19 protein-coding genes and 1 riboswitch are annotated in these 20,076 nt (G+C 71.4%); of the genes, 7 read left to right on the top strand and 12 right to left on the bottom strand.

Translation table 11 applies throughout. From position 1 onward, the window contains the following. Positions 1-130 precede the first annotated feature (130 nt). From ACIBBD_RS19700 to ACIBBD_RS19720, 5 genes are all read right to left on the bottom strand, one after another. Positions 131-1,927 carry an ABC transporter substrate-binding protein gene (locus ACIBBD_RS19700; RefSeq protein ID WP_399420710.1) on the bottom strand — a complete coding sequence of 599 codons (1,797 nt, stop codon included), beginning with the start codon at positions 1,925-1,927 and terminating at the stop codon, positions 131-133. A gap of 67 nt (positions 1,928-1,994) precedes the next feature. Next, complete coding sequence (locus ACIBBD_RS19705; RefSeq protein ID WP_399420712.1) at positions 1,995-3,002, bottom strand: ABC transporter permease; 1,008 nt, start codon at positions 3,000-3,002, stop codon at positions 1,995-1,997. 334 nt (positions 3,003-3,336) lie between these two features. Beyond that, a complete protein-coding gene (locus ACIBBD_RS19710) occupies positions 3,337-4,134 on the bottom strand; it encodes an enhanced serine sensitivity protein SseB C-terminal domain-containing protein (RefSeq protein ID WP_399420713.1) in 798 nt (265 codons plus the stop codon). A gap of 219 nt (positions 4,135-4,353) precedes the next feature. Beyond that, positions 4,354-5,163 carry an enhanced serine sensitivity protein SseB gene (locus tag ACIBBD_RS19715; protein ID WP_399420714.1) on the bottom strand — a complete coding sequence of 270 codons (810 nt, stop codon included), beginning with the start codon at positions 5,161-5,163 and terminating at the stop codon, positions 4,354-4,356. A gap of 241 nt (positions 5,164-5,404) precedes the next feature. Next, positions 5,405-6,082 carry an AAA family ATPase gene (locus ACIBBD_RS19720; protein WP_399420715.1) on the bottom strand — a complete coding sequence of 226 codons (678 nt, stop codon included), beginning with the start codon at positions 6,080-6,082 and terminating at the stop codon, positions 5,405-5,407. Positions 6,083-6,258: 176 nt separating this feature from the next. Then, positions 6,259-6,366, top strand: a riboswitch (glycine riboswitch). Between the two features lie 189 nt (positions 6,367-6,555). Between ACIBBD_RS19720 and gcvT the strand changes: the two genes are divergently transcribed. The 5 genes from gcvT (at position 6,556) to ACIBBD_RS19745 (ending at position 11,551) form a co-directional block, all read left to right on the top strand. Beyond that, positions 6,556-7,683 carry a glycine cleavage system aminomethyltransferase GcvT gene (gcvT, locus tag ACIBBD_RS19725; protein WP_399420716.1) on the top strand — a complete coding sequence of 376 codons (1,128 nt, stop codon included), beginning with the start codon at positions 6,556-6,558 and terminating at the stop codon, positions 7,681-7,683. A 121-nt stretch (positions 7,684-7,804) separates the two neighbouring features. After that, positions 7,805-8,182: a glycine cleavage system protein GcvH gene (gene gcvH / locus ACIBBD_RS19730; RefSeq protein ID WP_365460164.1), complete on the top strand. Its 378-nt coding sequence runs from the start codon at positions 7,805-7,807 to the stop codon at positions 8,180-8,182. A 14-nt stretch (positions 8,183-8,196) separates the two neighbouring features. Beyond that, complete coding sequence (gene glyA / locus ACIBBD_RS19735) at positions 8,197-9,462, top strand: serine hydroxymethyltransferase (RefSeq protein ID WP_399420717.1); 1,266 nt, start codon at positions 8,197-8,199, stop codon at positions 9,460-9,462. Between the two features lie 59 nt (positions 9,463-9,521). Beyond that, positions 9,522-10,889 carry an L-serine ammonia-lyase gene (locus ACIBBD_RS19740; protein ID WP_399420718.1) on the top strand — a complete coding sequence of 456 codons (1,368 nt, stop codon included), beginning with the start codon at positions 9,522-9,524 and terminating at the stop codon, positions 10,887-10,889. A 140-nt stretch (positions 10,890-11,029) separates the two neighbouring features. Then, complete coding sequence (locus ACIBBD_RS19745; RefSeq protein ID WP_399420719.1) at positions 11,030-11,551, top strand: MOSC domain-containing protein; 522 nt, start codon at positions 11,030-11,032, stop codon at positions 11,549-11,551. Positions 11,552-11,646: 95 nt separating this feature from the next. On the opposite strand, the gene ACIBBD_RS19750 is transcribed toward ACIBBD_RS19745, so the two are convergent. From ACIBBD_RS19750 to ACIBBD_RS19760, 3 genes are all read right to left on the bottom strand, one after another. Continuing rightward, positions 11,647-12,309 (bottom strand): NADPH-dependent F420 reductase, encoded by a 663-nt coding sequence (locus ACIBBD_RS19750; RefSeq protein ID WP_399420720.1) that lies wholly within the window; start codon positions 12,307-12,309, stop codon positions 11,647-11,649. Positions 12,310-12,621: 312 nt separating this feature from the next. Beyond that, positions 12,622-12,834 (bottom strand): EF-hand domain-containing protein, encoded by a 213-nt coding sequence (locus ACIBBD_RS19755; protein WP_399420755.1) that lies wholly within the window; start codon positions 12,832-12,834, stop codon positions 12,622-12,624. Between the two features lie 58 nt (positions 12,835-12,892). Next, a complete protein-coding gene (locus tag ACIBBD_RS19760; RefSeq protein ID WP_399420721.1) occupies positions 12,893-13,804 on the bottom strand; it encodes a MerR family transcriptional regulator in 912 nt (303 codons plus the stop codon). Between the two features lie 46 nt (positions 13,805-13,850). On the opposite strand from ACIBBD_RS19760, the gene ACIBBD_RS19765 reads away from it, so the two are divergent. Then, positions 13,851-14,486: a GNAT family N-acetyltransferase gene (locus ACIBBD_RS19765; protein ID WP_399420722.1), complete on the top strand. Its 636-nt coding sequence runs from the start codon at positions 13,851-13,853 to the stop codon at positions 14,484-14,486. 6 nt (positions 14,487-14,492) lie between these two features. On the opposite strand, the gene ACIBBD_RS19770 is transcribed toward ACIBBD_RS19765, so the two are convergent. The 3 genes from ACIBBD_RS19770 to ACIBBD_RS19780 all read right to left on the bottom strand — a co-directional run bounded on the left by ACIBBD_RS19770 (position 14,493) and on the right by ACIBBD_RS19780 (position 17,239). After that, positions 14,493-15,116 carry an ADP-ribosyltransferase gene (locus ACIBBD_RS19770; RefSeq protein WP_399420723.1) on the bottom strand — a complete coding sequence of 208 codons (624 nt, stop codon included), beginning with the start codon at positions 15,114-15,116 and terminating at the stop codon, positions 14,493-14,495. Positions 15,117-15,233: 117 nt separating this feature from the next. Beyond that, positions 15,234-16,427, bottom strand: coding sequence for a YncE family protein (locus ACIBBD_RS19775; RefSeq protein WP_399420724.1), 1,194 nt, complete (start codon positions 16,425-16,427; stop codon positions 15,234-15,236). Beyond that, a complete protein-coding gene (locus ACIBBD_RS19780) occupies positions 16,427-17,239 on the bottom strand; it encodes a polysaccharide deacetylase family protein (RefSeq protein ID WP_399420725.1) in 813 nt (270 codons plus the stop codon). Before ACIBBD_RS19780 ends, ACIBBD_RS19775 begins: the two co-directional genes overlap by 1 nt. A 102-nt stretch (positions 17,240-17,341) precedes the next feature. Between ACIBBD_RS19780 and ACIBBD_RS19785 the strand changes: the two genes are divergently transcribed. Next, a complete protein-coding gene (locus ACIBBD_RS19785; protein ID WP_399420726.1) occupies positions 17,342-17,908 on the top strand; it encodes a hypothetical protein in 567 nt (188 codons plus the stop codon). Here ACIBBD_RS19785 and glgX read toward each other — a convergent pair. Continuing rightward, positions 17,838-20,072 (bottom strand): glycogen debranching protein GlgX, encoded by a 2,235-nt coding sequence (glgX, locus tag ACIBBD_RS19790; RefSeq protein WP_399420727.1) that lies wholly within the window; start codon positions 20,070-20,072, stop codon positions 17,838-17,840. The genes ACIBBD_RS19785 and glgX overlap by 71 nt on opposite strands. Positions 20,073-20,076 lie beyond the last annotated feature (4 nt).

Genomic DNA, 20,076 nt, shown 5'->3' on the forward strand with positions numbered 1-20,076 from the left:
CTGCGGACCGCGGGCCACCTACGGTCTCCCCCACTGTCTTATGGACGTGGGAGGTACCTCCAGGTGGCCCGCGGTCACGCCGCGCCGGCCTTCACCTGCCTTTCGTGCCGTACGGCGGGTGTACCGGTTATCAGCTGGTGGACTTCAGACCGAGGTTGACGAAGTCGTACATGCCGCTGTAGCCGTCGGACGTGTAGACGTTCGCCAGGCGGCTGGAACGCCAGTTGAGGAACCGCTCGAAGACGAAGGGCAGGTAGTACGCGCCCTCCATCACCTTGTGGTTGATCTGGGTCGCGATCTTCTCCTTGCCCGCGTCGTCCAGCGTGTTGACGTAGGAGTCGAAGAGGCCGTCGATCGTCTTGTCGTTGATCAGGGCGTAGTTGTTGTTGCCGCTCTCGAGGATGTACTTGCTGTTCCACAGCGGCAGGCCGTAGCCCTGGACGGACGGGAAGTCCGCGCCCCAGCCCATGATGATGATGCCGTAGCCCTTCTTCTTCACGTTCGAGGGGCTGCCGATGATGCTGGAGGTCTGCGAGCCGTCGTACTGGTCGATCTCGGCGGTGATGCCGATCTTCTTCAGCGACGCCTGCAGGGACTGGGCGGTGGCCACCTCGGCGGGCTTGTTGTTGCGGACCGCGATGGTGGTCTTGAAGCCGTTCGGCTGGCCGCAGGCCTTCAGCGCTTCCTTGGCCTTGGCGACGTTGCCGTTCTTGTTGGCGCCGGCGAGCTCGTACGGGTCGTACTTCTGGCCCTCGGAGCCGGGAACCTGCGGCGGCAGCATGTTGGTGCCGATGTCGCCACCGGCGACCGGGCCGCCGCGCGCGGTCTGCAGCGAGACGTGGTCGGCGCCGAGGATGACGGCCTTGCGGCACTCGATGTTGTTGAACGGCGCGACGCTCTGCGGGAAGACCGCGTACCGGATGTAGCCGGAGACCGGGTTGTCCAGGTTGCCCTTGTGCTGCTTCAGGGCGGTGGTGCGGCCCTGCGGCGACATGCCGGTCTGGTTGATGTCCAGGTCCAGGTCACCGTTGATCAGACGCTGGTCCAGCTCGTTGGCGTTCGAGAAGAACTTGATCGTGATCTTGTCCGGGTAGGCCTTGCGGATCGGGTCCGAGGCCTGCTTCCACTGGTCGTTGCGGACCAGGGTCAGGTCCTTGCCCGGGTTGTACGACTGGAACTTGTACGGGCCGGAGGAGAACGGCCTCAGGCCGTACTTGGACTTGGTGTCCTTGTCCTGGCGGACCGGCGAGGCCGAGATCAGGCCCAGCATCTCCTCGAAGTCCGAGTTGGCCTTCGGCAGCTTGAAGATGATGGTCTTGTCGTCGGGCGTCTCGATGGCCTTCAGACCGAGCTTGTCCGCGGAGGTGTCCTTGTACGGGCCCTTGTACGTGCCCTCGGGGTCCAGCACCTCCTTGAGGTACGTCGGACCGCCGGACAGCACGTCCTGCGCCCACACGCGCTCGATGCCGTACTTGATGTCCTTGGAGGTGATCGGCTTGCCGTCCTCCCAGGTGATGCCGTCACGCAGGGTGTACGTGTAGGTCTTGCCGTCGTCGGTGATCTTGGCGAGACCCGTGGCGAGGTCGGGGGTCAGCTCGGCGCCGGCCTTGCCGGGCTCCGGCTTGTTCGTGACGAGCTGGCGGCTGTAGTAGCGGGCGAAGTCCCACATGAAGCCGTAGTAGCCGCGCGTGGTGTCCCACGAGTCGGCGTCCTGGGCGCCACCGAACTTCAGCTCGCCGCCCTTCTTGACCAGGGAGGCCTGGGCGGCCTTCTGGTTCGCGGCGTCGAAGCCGGCGGCGCCGGTCTTCGAGCCGCCGTCGCCGTCATCTCCACCGCCGCCGCACGCCGCCGTGGTCAGCAGCGCCGCGACCACGGCGGCAGCGGCCATGGCCTGCTTGCGCCGCCCTGAGGTGCGTTGGGTAGTCACGATCTCGGATCCTCCGGATTTGATGAGAGACCCCGTGAGAGCCACGGGAGGCTTGGGGTACGGCAGTTCAGCGGGAGCCCTTCGGGTCCAGCGCGTCACGCACGCCGTCGCCGAAGAGGTTGAAGGCAAGAACGGTGATGAAGATCGCCACGCCCGGGACCACCATGTACATGGGGTCCGAGTCGTAGTAATCGAGCGCGCTCGAAAGCATCTGCCCCCAGGAGGCCGTGGGCGGCTTGACGCCCACGCCCAGGAAGCTGAGTGCCGCCTCGGTGAGGATGTTGGTGGGGATCATCATCGTCGTGTACACGATGATCGGGGCGACGAGGTTGGGCAGCAGTTCCTTGAACAGGATGTACAGCCGGCCCGCGCCCAGCGACCGCGCGGCCTCGACGTACTCGCGCTCGCGCAGCGACAGCGTCTGGCCGCGCACCACGCGTCCGATGTAGGGCCAGCCGAAGAAGCCGATGACCAGGATCATCACGAAGACGCGCACACCCGTGCCGGTCAGTCCCAGCATCTCGTTCGGCATGACGGAGACCAGCGCGATGATGAAGAGCAGCTGCGGGAAGGCCAGCAGACCGTCCATCACGCGGCTGATGAGGGAGTCGACCCAGCCGCCGAAGAAGCCGGCCAGGACGCCCAGGACGGTGCCGAGGATCACCGCGACCACGGCCGACAGGAAGCCGACCAGCAGCGAGATCCGGGATCCGTAGAGGATGCGGGCGAAGATGTCGCGGCCGTTGACCGGCTCGACGCCCAGCAGGTGCTCGCCGCTGATGCCGCCCAGGGAACCCGTGGGCGTGCCGAACAGCGGGTCGATCAGGTCCTCGTGATACTCGTTCGGGTCCTGTCCGACCAGGCTGGTGATGACCGGGGCGAGCAGGGCGATCACGATGAGCACGAGCACGACGACGCCGCCCGTGAGGGCGAGCTTGTCCCGCTTCAGGCGCTCCCAGGCGATCCGGCCCAGGGAACGACCCTGTACGGCCTTCGCGCCGGCGGTGGCGACCGCCGCTTCATCGGCCGCGCTCGGGGCCGCTTCCGCGGTCGGCTCGTGCAATGGTGCCGTCATCTGGCAGGGACCCCTCTCAACCGGCGGTAGCCGGCCCGCACTTGCCGCTGTAGCGGCGTGATCAGTCCGTCGTACACAGGGGCGAAGCACCCCTGGTGCGGGAGTCTTCAACGCTTTGGCGATCTGTTGCCAGACTTGGCAGTGAAAGGATGCGTAAACGTGATGCGGTCAGTGGGGTTCCGTTATCCGGACGGCGGGTAACGGCCGCCGGACGGCGACAAGTTGGGGCAAATCTCGCGGAACATGGACAAACACCCCACATCTACGCGCGGAGAAGCGCCGTCCCGTCCCGGCCGTCTCGGGACCGGGACGCGCCGGGACGGGGAACGGAAGGTCAGTAGCGGCCGGCCGGCGGGTAGCCGTATCCCGCGGCGGGGGCCTGGGCCGGGGCGGCGGGGGCGTGGGCCTCGCGGTCGTAGAACGGACGGGCGTGGGCGCGCATCCACAGCACGACCGGGTCGTAGTCGTCGCTCATGGCGACCGTCGACACCGGCAGCCCTTCGGGGATCGCGCCGATCGACTGCTGCATCATCGCCCGCACCGCGTCCACGGCCGGCGGGGAGGTGTCGTACACGTCGAGCCCGAGGGCGAGGTACGGCGCGCCCAGGGCGGGCTGCACCCAGGCACGGCGCAACGACCGCAGTGCGGGGGTGCGGTGGGCGTTCTGCGCGAGGAGGGCGTAGAACTGCGGAATCTCGATGGCGGGTTCGGACAGTCGCAGCGGTCCGGCCGGCTGCCGGTCCAGGCCCGTGGCGATCCGGCGCAAGTCGAGCCAGGGGATGCCGACACCGCCGCCCGGGGCGTGCGGGTTCAGCCAGAGGCCGTAGTGGTCCGGGTAGAGCGTGCGCGCCACGTCCAGGCCGTCGACCACCTCGTACGACCTGTTCCAGCCGCTGGCCGAGAGCTCCTGGGCGGAGGTGACACAGGGGGCGTAGCCGTGGCCCTCCACCTCCATGCCGCCGTACTGGGCGTCCGGGGAGCCTGCCTGGCCCTGCCACAGCAGCATCCAGACCTGGCCGGTGGTCGGGGTCGCGAGCGCGCGCAGGAGCGCCTCGTAGGCGTCGTAGCGCCCGGGCGTGACCTGGCGCAGCATGTGCTCGACCTGCCCGGCCGCGATGCCGCTGGCGCTCACCTGTACCGCCCCTTCGATTAGTTGCCCGCGTTGGAGACCAGCTTAGGTGGCTCCGCCGACAACGGGCGCCCACCGAGGGGCGGGTTGTTCGTTGTCGGGGGATGCTGGTCCGTCGTGGTCGATCACCCCCGCGCGGCGGAGCCGCGCACCGGCACGGCCCCGCTCCCCTGACGTCCGTCGCCCGGGGTCCCGGTCACCGACGGACCCGGGTGCGCCCGGTCACGCAAGGGCCCGCGTGTAGAAGGGGCGGACCCGCTCCTTCAGCCACCTGCCGACCGGGTCCTCCGTCACGTCCAGGAGGACCAGGTTGACCGGCCACGCCACGGCGACCTTGCCCAGGGCCCTGCCCAGCGCCTCCAGGGGCAGGGCCCGCAGGTCCCCCTCCCACTGGGAGAGCTCGACGCCGACGAACATGACCGGGTCGGCCGTCTCGATCGCGGCGAGGCAGCGCCGGGCGGTGAGGACGACGCCGGTCGCCTCGAACTCGGCCGAGGCAGCGGAGAGGAAGTCGACCGGGTCGATCTGCCAGTCGGGTTCGAAGAGGCGGACGCGGCCGCCGCTCGCGGGGCCGTCCAGCGGGGTGCGGCCCGCGCGGCACAGCTCGGCCACGGCCTGCGGGGGCAGCGGGACGCCGACCACGCCGTCCGGGTTCACCGCGATGCCCACCTGCGGCGGCAGCCCGCGCGCGAACTCCACGGCCGGGGCGATCGTGTACGACATGTGCGCGCCGGCGACCTGGCGGAACTGCTCCTCGGAGCTGAAGACGGGCACGTAGGCCTGGCCGTCGAGCTCCAGCGTGGGCAGGTCGAGGGGGCCGCTGTGCGGGCCGCCGCCGCTGGGCAGCGGGACCCACACGAAGCTGCGGCCGAGCACCTCCAGGATCCGCCCGCCGGCCCCCGGCACGCCGAGGGAGGCCGAGAGCACCTCCTCCAGCTCGTTGCCGGGCCATCCGCCGTGCGGATGGGGGTGCGCCTGTGCCGGGAAGTCCGCGGAGAAGTCCGCCGGGAAGTCCGCCGGGGGGAAATCCATCTGCCTACCGCCTGCTGGGAACCACTGCTGTGGCTGAAAGGCTAGCGGGTGCCACGGGAGCATCCCCGCGGTCCGCGAATCCGCACACCCGCGCCCGGCCGACCCGCCGTACGGGTGACACGGGGGCCCGCAGCCCCCGGAGCCGGTCCGTCCACGCCGGGCTCAGCCCGTGACGCCGGCCGCCGCACGGGTCGGGTACGGGGGCCGCCGCCCCCGGAGCCGGTCCGTCCACGCCAAGAACTCAGCCCGTGAAGGCGATGCGGCGGAGGGCGTCCGCGGCGGGGCGGTCGAGGAGGATCGCCGAGGTGCAGCCGGCCGGGAGACGGCCCCTCTCGACCGAGCGCAGGAGGCGGGAGGCGGCGTGGCGGTGGCGCACGAAGGCGTAGCGGGAGACGCCCCGGCCGCGTTCGCGCTGGCCCTCCAGGGCCGTGCCGGGGGTGACGTCGAGCAGCAGCAGGTGCAGGGTGCCGCCCCGGCGGCGGGCCTCGCGGGCCAGCCAGTCGCGCACCCAGGCCTGCGTACCGCAGTCGTGCACGACGACTCCCTCGCCGGAGCGCAGGGCACGGCGCAGGCCGGCGTAGTGCGCGAGGCGGACGAGGGGGCGGTAGAGCGCGTACGGCAGGAAGCGCGGCATACGGGCGTCCCAGCGGTCACGGGTGTCCTGGGAGTCGACGCGCAGGCCCGTGACCGTGCGCTTCATCAGCGTGGACTTGCCGCTGCCGGGCAGACCCGTGACCACGACCAGGTCACGGGGGCCGAACAGCAGGCCGTGCGGGCTGTGGCCGGCACGGTCGCGCAGGTCGCGGACGACGGGCGCGCACGGGGAACCGCACGCCTCCCGGGCCGAGGCCTCCGGCTGCGCGGGCAGCGCGGAGAGCGCGACCGCCGAGGTCGTCGCGTAAGCCGTGGTCCTGTTCACCGTGTTCGTCCTCCCCTGGGGTCAGACAAGTCTTCTCCCCATCGAGCGTAAAGAGAAGGTAATAAGCGGTGTCTTCCGTTTTCGTGCGCGAACCGCCACAAGCCGGTTACAGATGCGGCCTGCCGCGATCGGGCGGGGCGTGCGATGATGGCGGCGCCAACTGCATACCGGCCGTTTGAATCCGCGCGGGAGAGTTCCCGGCAGAAGCTGCCAGCTTCACCGGGGCGCCGAAGGAGCAAGTCCCTCCCTTGAATCTCTCAGGCCCCAGTTACCGCGCGGGCGAGGCACATCTGAAAAGCGGGCCGGCCCCTGTCCGGGGACGGCTCCACCCAAGGTGCAAGCCATGAGCAATCCGTGATCATGGCGAACCTCTCAGGTTCCGATGACAGATGGGGAGGAACGTCCTCGCCCTCCCCCACGCTCGGCTTTTCGCTCGCGCGGGGGATCCCGTCGCCTTGGGAGACGAACGCCCGATGAGCAGTACAGAACCCATTCAGCAGCGCCGTACCGCGCTCGACGCCGTCCACCGCGCGCTCGGCGCGACGATGACCGACTTCGCCGGCTGGGACATGCCCCTGCGCTACGGCTCCGAGCGCGACGAGCACCACGCCGTACGCACCCGCGCCGGGCTGTTCGACCTGTCGCACATGGGTGAGATCACCGTCACCGGCCCGCAGGCCGCGGCCCTCCTCGACCACGCCCTGGTGGGCCACATCAGCGCCGTGAAGCCGGGCCGCGCCCGCTACACCATGATCTGCCGGGCCGACGGCGGCATCCTCGACGACCTGATCGTCTACCGGCTCGCCGACACCGAGTTCATGGTCGTCGCCAACGCCTCCAACGCCCAGGTCGTGCTGGACGCGCTCGTGGAGCGTTCCGCCGGCTTCGACGCCGAGGTGCGCGACGACCGGGACGCCTACGCGCTGATCGCCGTGCAGGGTCCCGAGTCCCCGGGCATCCTGAAGTCGCTCACCGACGCCGACCTCGACGGTCTGAAGTACTACGCCGGTCTGCCCGGCACCGTCGCCGGCGTCCCCGCGCTGATCGCGCGCACCGGCTACACCGGCGAGGACGGCTTCGAGCTGTTCGTGCGGCCGGAGCACGCGGTGGAGCTGTGGCAGGCCCTGACCAAGGCGGGCGAGGGCGCCGGTCTGGTCCCCTGCGGCCTGTCCTGCCGGGACACGCTGCGCCTGGAGGCGGGCATGCCGCTGTACGGGCACGAGCTGTCGACCGCGCTGACGCCCTTCGACGCCGGGCTGGGCCGGGTGGTGAAGTTCGAGAAGGAGGGCGACTTCGTGGGCCGTGAGGCGCTCGCCGAGGCGGCCTCGCGCGCGGAGACGAACCCGCCGCGCGTCCTCGTCGGCCTGGTCGCCGAGGGCCGCCGCGTCCCGCGTGCCGGGTACACCGTCGTCGCGGGCGGCGAGGTGGTCGGCGAGGTCACCTCCGGCGCCCCCTCCCCCACGCTGGGCAAGCCGATCGCGATGGCGTACGTCGACGCCGCCCACGCGGCGCCGGGCACGCCGGGCGTCGGTGTGGACATCCGCGGCAGCCACGAGCCGTACGAGGTTGTGGCGCTGCCGTTCTACAAGCGCCAGAAGTAGAGACTGACGGCAGGCCGAAAAGGCACCCGCGCGTGACCCTGCGCACATTTCCGCTGTTCACGTGCGTTTCCAGCAGTCCCCCATTCACCAGCACTCACCCGCGTACAGGAGAATTCAGGCCATGAGCAACCCCCAGCAGCTGCGCTACAGCAAGGAGCACGAGTGGCTGTCGGCCGCCGAGGACGGCGTGTCGACGGTCGGCATCACCGAGCACGCGGCCAACGCGCTCGGCGACGTGGTCTTCGTCCAGCTCCCCGAGGTCGGCGACACGGTGACCGCGGGTGAGTCCTGCGGCGAGCTGGAGTCGACCAAGTCCGTCAGCGAGCTGTACTCGCCGGTCGACGGTGAGGTCGTCGAGGTCAACCAGGACGTCGCCGACGACCCGTCCCTGGTGAACTCCGCCCCCTTCGAGGGCGGGTGGCTGTTCAAGGTGCGCGTCACGGGCGAGCAGGAGGAGCTGCTCTCCGCCGACGAGTACACCGCCTACACCGCCGGCTGAGGAGTCGTAGACGCATGTCTGTCCTGAACACGCCCCTGCACGAGCTCGACCCGGAGGTCGCCGCGGCGGTCGACGCCGAGCTGCGCCGCCAGCAGTCCACGCTCGAGATGATCGCCTCGGAGAACTTCGCTCCGCTCGCGGTCATGGAGGCGCAGGGCTCGGTCCTGACCAACAAGTACGCCGAGGGCTACCCGGGCCGCCGCTACTACGGCGGCTGCGAGCACGTCGACGTCGCCGAGCAGATCGCGATCGACCGGATCAAGGAGCTGTTCGGCGCCGAGTACGCCAACGTCCAGCCGCACTCGGGCGCCTCCGCCAACCAGGCCGCGCTCTTCGCGATGGCCCAGCCGGGTGACACCATCCTCGGCCTGGACCTGGCGCACGGCGGTCACCTGACCCACGGGATGCGGCTGAACTTCTCCGGCAAGCAGTTCAGCGTGGTCGCCTACCACGTGGACGCCGAGACCGGCCTGGTCGACATGGCCGAGGTCGAGCGGCTCGCCAAGGAGCACCGCCCGAAGGTGATCATCGCGGGCTGGTCGGCGTACCCGCGGCAGCTGGACTTCGCCGAGTTCCGCCGGATCGCCGACGAGGTCGAGGCGTACCTGTGGGTGGACATGGCGCACTTCGCCGGTCTGGTCGCGGCCGGCCTGCACCCGAACCCCGTCGAGTACGCGGACGTCGTCACCTCCACCACCCACAAGACGCTGGGCGGCCCCCGCGGTGGCATCATCCTCGCGAAGAAGGAGTTCGCGAAGAAGCTGAACTCGTCCGTCTTCCCGGGCTTCCAGGGCGGTCCCCTGGAGCACGTGATCGCGGCGAAGGCGGTCTCCTTCAAGGTCGCGGCGAGCGAGGAGTTCAAGGAGCGCCAGCGCCGTACGGTCGAGGGCGCGAGGATCCTCGCCGAGCGGCTGACGGCCCCGGACGCCCGCGAGGCCGGGATCAACGTCCTCTCCGGCGGTACGGACGTGCACCTGATCCTGGTCGACCTGCGCGCGTCCGAGCTGGACGGTCAGCAGGCCGAGGACCGCCTCCACGAGGTCGGCATCACGGTCAACCGCAACGCGGTCCCGAACGACCCGCGCCCGCCGATGGTCACCTCGGGCCTGCGCATCGGCACGCCCGCCCTGGCCACCCGCGGCTTCACCGCGGCGGACTTCGCCGAGGTCGCGGACGTGATCGCCGAGGCGCTCAAGCCGTCCTACGACGCCGAGTCCCTGAAGGCGCGGGTCGCGGCCCTGGCGGACAAGCACCCGCTGTACCCCGGTCTGAACAAGTAAGTCCCCGGTGGGGGCACCCGGACCGGGTGCCCCCACCACCCCCGTATTGAGGAGTCACCGTGGCCATCTCGGTCTTCGACCTGTTCTCGATCGGCATCGGCCCGTCCAGCTCCCACACGGTCGGCCCGATGCGCGCGGCGCGCATGTTCGCACGGCGGCTGCGCAACGAGGGCCTGCTGGGCTCCGTCGCCTCCCTGAGGTCCGAGCTGTACGGCTCGCTCGGCGCCACCGGACACGGCCACGGCACCCCCAAGGCGGTGCTGCTCGGCCTGGAGGGCGACTCACCGCGCACGGTGGACGTGGAGACGGCCGACGAGCGGGTCGAGGCGATCAGGACGGCGGGCCGGCTGCGGCTCCTCGGCGAGCACGAGATCCCCTTCGACTTCGACGCGGACATGGTCCTGCACCGCCGTGAGACCCTCCCGTACCACGCGAACGGCATGACGCTGTGGGCCTACGACGAGCAGGGCACGGAGCTCCTGACGAAGACGTACTACTCGGTGGGCGGCGGATTCGTCGTCGACGAGGACGCGGTCGGCGCGGACCGCATCAAGCTCGACGACACCGTCCTGAAGTACCCCTTCCGCACGGGCGACGAGCTGCTGCGCCTGACGAAGGAGACGGGCCTGTCGATCTCCTCGCTGATGCTGGAGAACGAGCGGGCCTGGCGGACCGAGGAGGAGATCCGCGAGGGCCTGCTGGAGATCTGGCGGGTGATGCGGTCGTGCGTGGCGCGCGGCATGTCCCGCGAGGGCATCCTGCCGGGCGGCCTGCGGGTGCGCCGCCGCGCCGCGGTCACGGCGCGGCAGCTGCGTGCCGAGGGCGACCCGCTGGCCCACGCCATGGAGTGGATCACGCTCTACGCGATGGCGGTGAACGAGGAGAACGCGGCCGGCGGCCGGGTGGTGACCGCCCCCACGAACGGCGCGGCCGGGATCATCCCCGCCGTCCTCCACTACTACGTCGACTTCGTCCCGGGCGCGGACGAGGACGGTGTCGTCCGCTTCCTCCTCGCGGCCGGCGCCATCGGCATGCTCTTCAAGGAGAACGCCTCCATCTCCGGCGCGGAGGTCGGCTGCCAGGGCGAGGTCGGCTCGGCCTGCTCGATGGCGGCGGGCGCGCTGGCCGAGGTTCTCGGCGGCTCCCCCGAGCAGGTCGAGAACGCGGCCGAGATCGGCATGGAGCACAACCTCGGCCTCACCTGCGACCCGGTCGGCGGCCTCGTCCAGATCCCCTGCATCGAACGCAACGGCATGGCCGCGGTGAAGGCGGTCACGGCGGCCCGGATGGCGATGCGCGGTGACGGCTCGCACAAGGTGTCCCTGGACAAGGTCATCAAGACGATGAAGGAGACGGGCGCCGACATGTCGGTCAAGTACAAGGAGACGGCGCGCGGGGGTCTTGCGGTCAACATCATCGAGTGCTGAACTCCGCCGGGCCGTGCCGGACGTGCGCGAAGAGGGGAGCTACCGACATGGGTGAGACCGGTGGGACTGCCGGAACCGTCGGAACCGAGGGAGCCGGTGCGGTGGGTGGGACCGGTGAAGCCGCCGGGACCGTCGCCGCCGTGAGCAGCAACGGCCGCTACTCGTTCACCAAGCCCAACCGCGACAGCGTCACGCTGATCGCCGGGTTCGGGGTGGAGGGGGACGTGCACGGCGGGGCGACCGTGAAGCACCGGTTCCGGATGCGCAAGGATCCCTCGCAGCCGAACCTGCGGCAGGTGCACCTCCTGCACGAGGAGTTGTTCGCGCAGGTGCGGGAGGCCGGGTTCCAGGTGGCGGCCGGGGAGCTGGGCGAGAACGTGACCACCCGGGGGGTGGATCTGCTGGGGCTGCCGGCCGGGGCGCGGCTGCGGCTGGGGGCGGAGGCCGTCGTCGAGGTGACCGGGCTGCGGAATCCGTGTGCGCAGATCGACCGGTTCCGCAAGGGGCTGCTGAAGGAGGTCGTGGGGAAGGACGCCGGCGGCCGGTCCGTCTTCAGGGCCGGTGTGATGAGCGTCGTCCTGAACGGAGGCGTGGTGCGGCCCGGGGACCCGGTCGTCGTCGAGCTGCCGGACGGGCCGCACCTTCCCCTGGAGATCGTCTGAGCCGGGCGGTCTCCCCCGCGAACGCCACCACGGGCGACGTTCGCCCCGTCGCGGCGCCCGGCACACCGGGAGCACGCGCCGGACGCCGCTCCTTGCTAGCCGCGGAACTCCGGCTTGCGTTCCGGGCTCGCCTCCGCCAGGGCCTTGGTGACCTCGGCGACGCCGGCGCGCAGGCCGTAGACGGGGGTGTCGGGCTGCTGGCGCCAGGAATCGTCGAGGCCGCCCGCGTCGACCGTGTCGAAGCCGAGTTCGTCGATGAGGGCGCGGACCTTCGCCTTCGCCGCCTCGTCGTCGCCGGCCACGGGCAGGGCCAGGCGGTCGGGGTCGCCGGCGGGGCGGGGGCGGTCCAGGATGTCCTGGGCGTAGGTGCCGTTGAAGGCCTTGATCACGGGGTGACCGATCTGGCGTTCGGTCCAGCGGCTCTCGGTGAGGCCCTCGTCCTCGATCGCGGCGATCCGGCCGTCGCGCTGCTGGGGGTAGTAGTTGCCGGTGTCGATGACGGCCACGCCCTCGGCGGCGCCGTGCAGCAAGCCGGCGGGGAGGTCCGGGACCGCCTTGACGGGGATCGTGACGACGACGATCTCCGCGTCGCGGGCCGCCTCCCCCACCTCGACGGGGGTCGCCCCCGTCTCCTCGGCGAGGTCCGTCAGCGTGTGCGGGCCCCGCGAGTTGGCGACGGAGACCTCGTGCCCGAGGGCGGTGAGCCGCCGGGTGAGGTTGCCTCCGATGTTGCCGGCGCCGATGATGCCGATCTTCATGACGGACCCTCCAGGGTGACGGGCATGCGCGCCGACCGCCACGCATGCATGTGCATACATCTGGGGGTGTGAACCCGTCGCGGTCGCCCGCTATTCCGTGCCGCCGCCCGCCGTGGTGAGCCGCCCGTCCATTTCGCGCCACCGCCCGTTGGTCCGCGCCACCGCCCGTTGGTCCGACGCCCGGGCCGACCGGACGCCCCCAGGCAAGATCCACGAGGCACTCCCCACCCTGTCCCAGGGCCGGCGCGGCCCCACCACGGGCACCGCATGAGGAAGGGGGGCACCCCCCGGGCACCCCCCTTCCCCCGCGCGTCACTTGCTCAGGTACGCCCAGAACTCGTCGAACGAGAGGACCTTGTCGCCGTCGAGGTCACGGCTCTTGATGATGACCTCGGCGACCGACTCGGTGACGTTCCAGTCGCCTGCCTGGGCCAGGGCGGTCTTGAACTCGGCCGCGGTGATGAGGCCGTCACCGTTCGTGTCGATCCGCTGGAACTGCTTGCGCGCTTCTTCGATGTCCGCCACCGGTCCGCCCCTTTGTGTCGCTTCTGCCATGTCTTCCGGCGTAGTGCCGCAGGTCAGATTAACGGTCCGCGCGAGCGCGGAGCGCAGCGACCACCCAGGCGAAGTCCTCGGCGTGCGGGGGCGCGGGCTGCCGGTTCACGAGGGCGAGCAGTTCGCGGTAGCGGGCCACCCGCTCGTCGAAGCCCGCCGTCATGCGGGCGAGTACGGCGGCCGGATCGGCGTCACCGAACAGCTCGCGCAGCACCTCCTCGGCCTCCGGCGCCTCCGGCCCGACACCGCGCTCCCGCGCCGGAGCCACCCGTTCCACCAGCCGCTTGGCGAACCACTGGGACTGCCCGCGCGGCGCTCCGGGCTCCCGGTCGGCGGCGTTGAACTCGACGGCCCGGCGCATCTGGGCCCGGAACAGCGGGTCCTGGAGCATCTCGGCCAGCTCCACCCAGGCGTCGACCTGCTCGGGTGTCGGATCCTCCGAGAGGCCGATCGCCGTGCGCCGCATCCTGTCCCGGATGTCCGGGTCGACGGTGTCCAGTCCGTGCAGGGTCTCCGCCACGAACTCCTCCATGATCCGCTGCCTCTCGGCGGCGGAGAGCCGGGCCAGTCTGTTCATCAGGGTCATCTCCTCGGCGCTCGAACCTCGTCGGGCGACCGACGACAGCACGGCCCTCGTCACCTTCAGCGAGCGGATCTGCGCGTCGAGCGCCGCCACGTGCGCGGCCGCGACCTCGGCCACCCTCCGCTTCCCGGCGAGCACCTCGCGGACGGAGTCCAGGCCCAGGCCCAGCTCCCGCAGGGTGCGGATCAGCTCCAGGCGGGCGGCGGACTCGGCGTCGTAGAGGCGGTAGCCGCCCGCGGAACGGGTGACCGGGGTCAGGACGCCCTCGTCGGACCAGTAGCGGATGGTGCGCACGGTCAGTCCGGTGGCCCGGGCCAGCTCGCCGATGGTGAGAAGTCCGCTGCCGTCGTCGATCATGTGTGTGAGTCTGGGCCTTCCAGTGGGTGGAGACTCAAGGAGCGATGTGGAGACGTTGCGGGACATTCTCGACGCGGCGGCGCGGGGCGTCTTCCCGCCGGCGGACGGCGGTACGACCGTCGTGCCGCAGCACTCCGCCCGGGACGCCGGGGTGCTGTCCTTCACGGCGCACTCCGTCGTCTTCACCGACGAGGACCCGCGGTGGGTGCACGAGACGCTGGCGGCGGTGGAGTGCGACCGGCTGGCCGCGACCATGAACCCGCGGTTCCTGGCGGCCTTCATGGAGCGCACGGGCCGCACCTGCGAGACCGTCGACGCGGTCCTGGTGGGCTCCCCGCTGCCGGGCGGGCCGCCGCTCGCGCTGAGGCAGATCGAGGACGCCGGGCATCCCCGCGCCGTCTACGCCCGCCGGCGGCGTGACGACGTCCGCGTGTGGACGGTGGAGGGCGGGGTGCTGGTGCTGGGGCGCGGGATCGCCGGCCGGCTGGAGGTGTCGGTCGAGGTGGACGAGGAGGTACGGCACCGGGGGCTGGGGCGGTCGCTGGTGACCGCCGCCCGCCATCTCGTCAGCGAGCCGCTGTGGGCGCAGGTCACGCCGGGGAACGCCCGCAGCGCGCGGGCGTTCCAGGCGGCCGGTTACCGTCCGGTCGGTGCGGAGGCGGTGCTCATCGCCCGCCGTTGAGCCGGCTCAGTGCCAGGCCTCGTAGTGCGGGTTGCTCCGGCAGCCGCTCATGATCTCGACCTTGGTCGTCTTGTTCACCGGACAGACGCCGATGACGTACTTCCGGTCGATCCCGCCGGGGAAGGCGACCTCGACCTGGTCGGCCCACCTGTGGGTGTCGCCGATGGTCTTGTTGACGTCGATGCCGCCGGGGGCGTCGATGTAGTAGTTGTAGCCGGCCTTCCACCACGTCTTGTACAGGTCGTGGTCGTACGTCGTGGACACGTACGGGGAGGGCTGGTTGACCAGGACGTACTTCTCGATGTCGTACTGCCCGTTGACGACGTCCCGGGGGTGGAAGCCCTGCTCGAAGACGATCTCCGGGCCGCGGCCGTCGCTGCGGTAGAGGGTGCCGCAGGTGGTGCGCCAGACCGGGTCCGGGGTGATCCGGTCGAGGTCGACGTCGCGGTTGGCGGCGGCCTTGAGCTTGTCGTCGAACTGGGGGCAGGCCGGGGCCGCCTTGGCCGGGGCCTTCGCGAAGGACTTCGCCGCGGCCGGGGTCTCCGGGACGGTGGCCGCGGAGGTGGCGAGGACGGCGGCGAGTGAGAGCGCGGCGGCGGTGGCCCGCCGCCGCGGACGAGAGATGATCATGCGGGGCACGATGCCGGTTCCGTGGCGGCGGGTTGCGGATCATCACCCGTGGGTGGCGTGTCAACCGACCCCTCGTCGCAGGGGATCGCGGCGGAGTGGGGGGAGATCCGCGGGAGGTCAGCGGAAGATGCCGGTGTGGCCGAGCGAGTAGCGGCCCGGCTGCGGGTAGACGGCGAGGCCGTGCGGGCCGCTGCCGACCGGGATGCGGGCGAGCTGGGTGCCGGTGCGGGTGTCGATGGCGTACACCTCGTCGTCGTACCGCCCGGACAGCCACAGGACCTTGCCGTCCGCCGAGACGCCGCCCATGTCGGGGCTGCCGCCGTCGGGCAGGTGCCACTTCCTGGTGAGCTTGTTCTGCGCGAAGTCGAAGACGGAGACGGTGCCCTCGCCCCGGTTGGAGACGTACATCTCGCGGGAGTCACGGCCGACGTAGAGGCCGTGGCAGCCCTTGCCGGTGCGCAGGAGGGTGGGCTCGGTGAACTTGTCGCCGTCCAGGACCCACATGCCGTGGGCCGTCATGTCCGCGATGTAGAACCGCTTCCCGTCCGGCGAGATCTTCACGTCCTGCGGCATCGCGCCCTCGAAGGGGAGCTTCTGCTGGCCGACGACCTTCATCTTCTCGGTGTCGACCTTGAGGAGTTCGCCGCTGAACTCGCAGGAGACGATGAAGTACCTGCCGTCGAGGGAGAAGTCGGCGTGGTTGACGCCGTAGCAGGTGACCGGCTCGGTCTTGACCCGCTTCATGGTGTGCGGGTCGCGGAAGACCAGTTCGCGGTCGAGTGAGGCCATGACGACGGCGTACTTGCCGTTGGGCGTGAAGTAGAGGTTGTACGGGTCGTGCACCTCGACCTCCTTGCCCGCCCTGCCGGTCTTCGGGTCGATGGGGGTGAGGGTGTGGCCGCGGTTGTTGTTGACCCACAGGGTCTTCAGGTCCCAGGACGGCACCACGTGCTGGGGCTGGCGGCCGACCCGGATGGTCTCGATCACCTCGTACGTCTTCGGGTCGATGACGGAGACGGTGTCGGACTCTGTGTTGGGGACGTAGACCCGGGACGGGAAGTCCTTGACCACCGGGGAGAGCCGGTTCGGGCGGTCGGCCGCGTAGACGTCCTTGGGGTCGAGGACGGGGGGCATGCCGGGCAGGCCCTGGACGGCCGGCTTCTTCACCGGGGCCGGGACCGCGGCCCTGGTGGGCTTCGCGGTGCCGGCCGCCCCGTCGCCGGTCCCGGTGCCGCAGGCGGCGAGGACGCAGAGGGCGGCGCCGGCGAGCAGGGCGCTTTTCACGAGGGTGCGGTGCGGGGTGTGGCGCATCAACTGAGCAGCTCCGTGGTGGTGACCGCGCGCAGACCGCGGCGGTGGAGTTCGGCCAGGACGGCGGGGAGCGCGGCGACCGTGTCCGCGTACCCGAAGTGCAGGCTCACGACGGACCCGTGGCGGATCCCGTCGAGGACCGTGCGGGCGACGGCGGGACCGCCGGGGGACGTGAAGTCGAGGGAGTCGACGTCGTAGGACAGGACGTGCGGGTAGCCGGCCCTGCGGGCGAGGGCCTCGACGGCCGGGGAGGCGCGGGCGGCGCGGGAGGGGCGGAACCAGGTGCCGATGGATCCGGTGAGCCTGCGCAGCCGGTCCGCGCACGCGACGATCTCCCGCTCCGCCTCCGCCTCGGGCAGGGCGTTGATGTCGAGGTGGCGGTGGGTGTGGTTGCCGAGGTCGTGACCACCGTCGAGGACGCGGCGGGCCAGCCCGGGGTGCTCCTCGAGCCAGGTGCCGACGGCCAGCACGGTGACCCGGGCGCCGTGCCGCTCGGCCTCGTCGAGGAGGGCACGGGCGGTGGCGGGGTCGCCCTGGCCGTGGAAGGTGAGGGCGACGCGGGGGCGGTCACGGGGGCCGTGGGTGATCTGGGCGGGGTGGTGGGGATGGGCGCGGGGGGCGGGGGCCGGCCGGGTGGGGGCCGGGCGGGACGGGGTGGAGGCCGTCGGGGCGGGGGAGGCAGGGGGGTGGTGGGCGACGGTACCGGAGGGAGGACCGGCCGGGGTGCACGCGGCCGTGAACGCGCTCCCCGCGACGATCCCGGCACCCGCCCGTAGCGCGGCACGGCGGTCGGTCGAAGTCACCCGCACCATTTAAGGGGCAGGACGCGGCAAAACAGGTCATTCACCCGTTGGCGCGGGGAGGGGCGTCGAGGGATGAGAAGCTGTGGTCCCCTGCCTCGGACGGTGAGCCCGGTGAACTCCTCGGATGCGGTGGTCTCGTACCGGCTGGGGGTGGGTCGGTGTGCCCTCCCCGGCCTCGTCGGTCTCCTGGGCGCCGCGCTGTTCCTGAACGTCGTCCTCGCCGTCGAGGGTGACCCGCTGCCGCCGGGAGAGCTGGGGCAGCTGGGGTCCGCGGCCCTGTTCGCCGTCGTCGTCCTCACGCTCCTGCAGCGCCGGTACGGCGTGACGGTGACGCCGGACGCGCTGGTGCTGGTGGGCGAGCGGCACCGGCGGATTCCGTGGGCGCACATCCAGGGGCTGGAGGTCCGGCGGTGTCTCGGGGTGGGTCAGGTGGTCGTCCGGACGGTGGACGGGCGGCGTACGGTGCTGCGGGCGCCGATGTCGCTCCTGGACCCGCGGTTCGAGGCGAAGGTGCGGGTGCTGGTGGAGCGGTGGAGCGCCGCCAGGCAGACGCCGCCGGCCCGACGAGGGCCCGGCGGACGGGACCGCCCCGCGCTTCCCGGGCCCCTCAGCCCACCACCCGCAGCAGCAGGACCGCCCGCGCCGGCACCGTCACGGCGCCCCCCGCCCGGTGCGTGACCCCCGGTTCCTCCGCCTGCTCCTCCCTCGAGGTGTCGACGATCACCTCGTACCGCTGCGCCCACGGCGGCCCCGGCAGGACGAAGCTCACCGGGCGGTCCCCCGCGTGCAGGACGGCGAGGAAGCTGTCGTCGGTGATCGGCGCACCCCGCGCGTCCCGGCCGGGAATGTCCCGACCGGACAGGTACATGCCCAGCGTGGCCGCGGGGGCGTACCAGTCCCCCTCCGTCATCTCCGTCCCCCGCGCCGTGAACCAGGCCAGGTCCCGCAGCCCGTCCGCCGAGTGCGCCCGCCCGGAGAAGAACGCCCGCCGGCGCAGCACCGGGTGCCGGTGGCGCAGCGCTATCAGACGGGAGGTCAGGTCGAACAGCGCCTTCCAGCCGGGCTCCTCCAGCAGGCCCCAGTCCACCCAGCTGATCTCGCTGTCCTGGCAGTACGCGTTGTTGTTCCCCCGCTGGGTCCGGCCCAGCTCGTCACCGGCGACCAGCATCGGCACGCCCGTCGACAGCAGCAGCGTCGTCATCAGGTTCCGCAGCTGACGCCGTCGCAGCGCCCGTACCCGCTCGTCGTCCGTCTCCCCCTCCACCCCGCAGTTCCAGGAACGGTTGTCGTCCGTGCCGTCCCGGTTGCCCTCGCCGTTGGCCTCGTTGTGCTTGCGCTCGTACGAGACGAGGTCGCGCAGGGTGAAACCGTCGTGCGCGGTGATGAAGTTGACCGACGCGTACGGCCGCCGCCCTCCCCACGCGTACAGGTCGCTCGACCCCGACAGGCGGTACCCCATCTCCCGTACGTCCGGCAGCGCGTGCCGCCAGTAGTCCCGTACGGCGTTGCGGTAGCGGTCGTTCCACTCCGTCCACAGCGGCGGGAAGGCGCCCACCTGGTAGCCGCCCGAGCCGACGTCCCACGGCTCCGCGATCAGTTTCACCCGCCGCAGGACCGGGTCCTGCGCGATGACGGCGAGGAACGGGGAGAGCATGTCCACGTCGTGCATGGAGCGGGCCAGCGCGGCCGCCAGGTCGAAGCGGAAGCCGTCCACGCCCATCTCCGTCACCCAGTAGCGCAGGGAGTCGGTGATCAGCCGGAGCACGTGCGGCTGGACCACGTGCAGCGTGTTGCCGCAGCCCGTGTAGTCGGCGTACCTGCGCGCGTCCGGCTGGAGCCGGTAGTAGCCGCGGTTGTCGATGCCCTTCAGTGACAGCGTGGGCCCCAGCTCACCCGCCTCCGCCGTGTGGTTGTAGACGACGTCGAGGATGACCTCGATGCCGGCCGCGTGCAGCGCGCGCACCATCCGTTTGAACTCGCCGACCTGCTGTCCGGTCGTCCCGGAGGAGGCGTACGCGGCGTGCGGGGCGAAGTAGCCGATGGAGTTGTAGCCCCAGTAGTTGCGCAGTCCCCTGCGCAGCAGGTGGTCCTCGTGGGCGAACTGGTGCACCGGCAGCAGCTCCACCGCCGTGACGCCCAGTTTCACCAGGTGCTCGATGGCCGCGGGGTGCGCGAGCCCGGCGTACGTGCCCCGCAGTTCCTCGGGGATCCCGGGGTGCCGCCGGGTGAAGCCGCGCACGTGCAGCTCGTAGATCACCGAGTCCGCCCACGGGGTCTTCGGCCGGCGGTCGTCGGCCCAGTCGTCGTCGTCGTGGACGACGACGCCCTTGGGGACGAACGGCGCGGAGTCCCGTTCGTCGCGCACGGTGTCCGCGACCTGCTGCTGGGGCCAGTCCCGGACGTGCCCGTACACCTCCGGCGGCAGGGTGAACTCGCCGTCCACCGCACGGGCGTACGGGTCCAGGAGCAGCTTCGCCGGGTTCCAGCGGCCGCCGGTCCACGGGTCCCAGCGGCCGTGCACCCGGTAGCCGTAACGCTGCCCGGGCATCACGCCGGGGACGAAGCCGTGCCAGATCTCGTGGGTCAGCTCGGTGAGCCGGGCGCGCGTCTCGCGGCCCCGCTCGTCGAAGAGGCACAGCTCGACCGCCTCCGCGCCGCCCGCCCAGAGCGCGAAGTTGGTGCCCGCGACGCCGTCCGGGCCGACCCGGAAGCGGGCGCCCAGCGGCATCGGCGCGCCCGGCCACACGGGCACGCCGGGCGTCCTGCGCCGTGCCCCGTTCACGACGGCGGAGGCGGCAGTACGCCCCTCCTCCACCACCTCCTGCTCGGCTGCGCTGGACACCGTT

Origin of the sequence: Streptomyces sp. NPDC051315, from assembly GCF_044455165.1 — a bacterium.
In the GTDB taxonomy this organism is placed as follows: domain Bacteria; phylum Actinomycetota; class Actinomycetes; order Streptomycetales; family Streptomycetaceae; genus Streptomyces.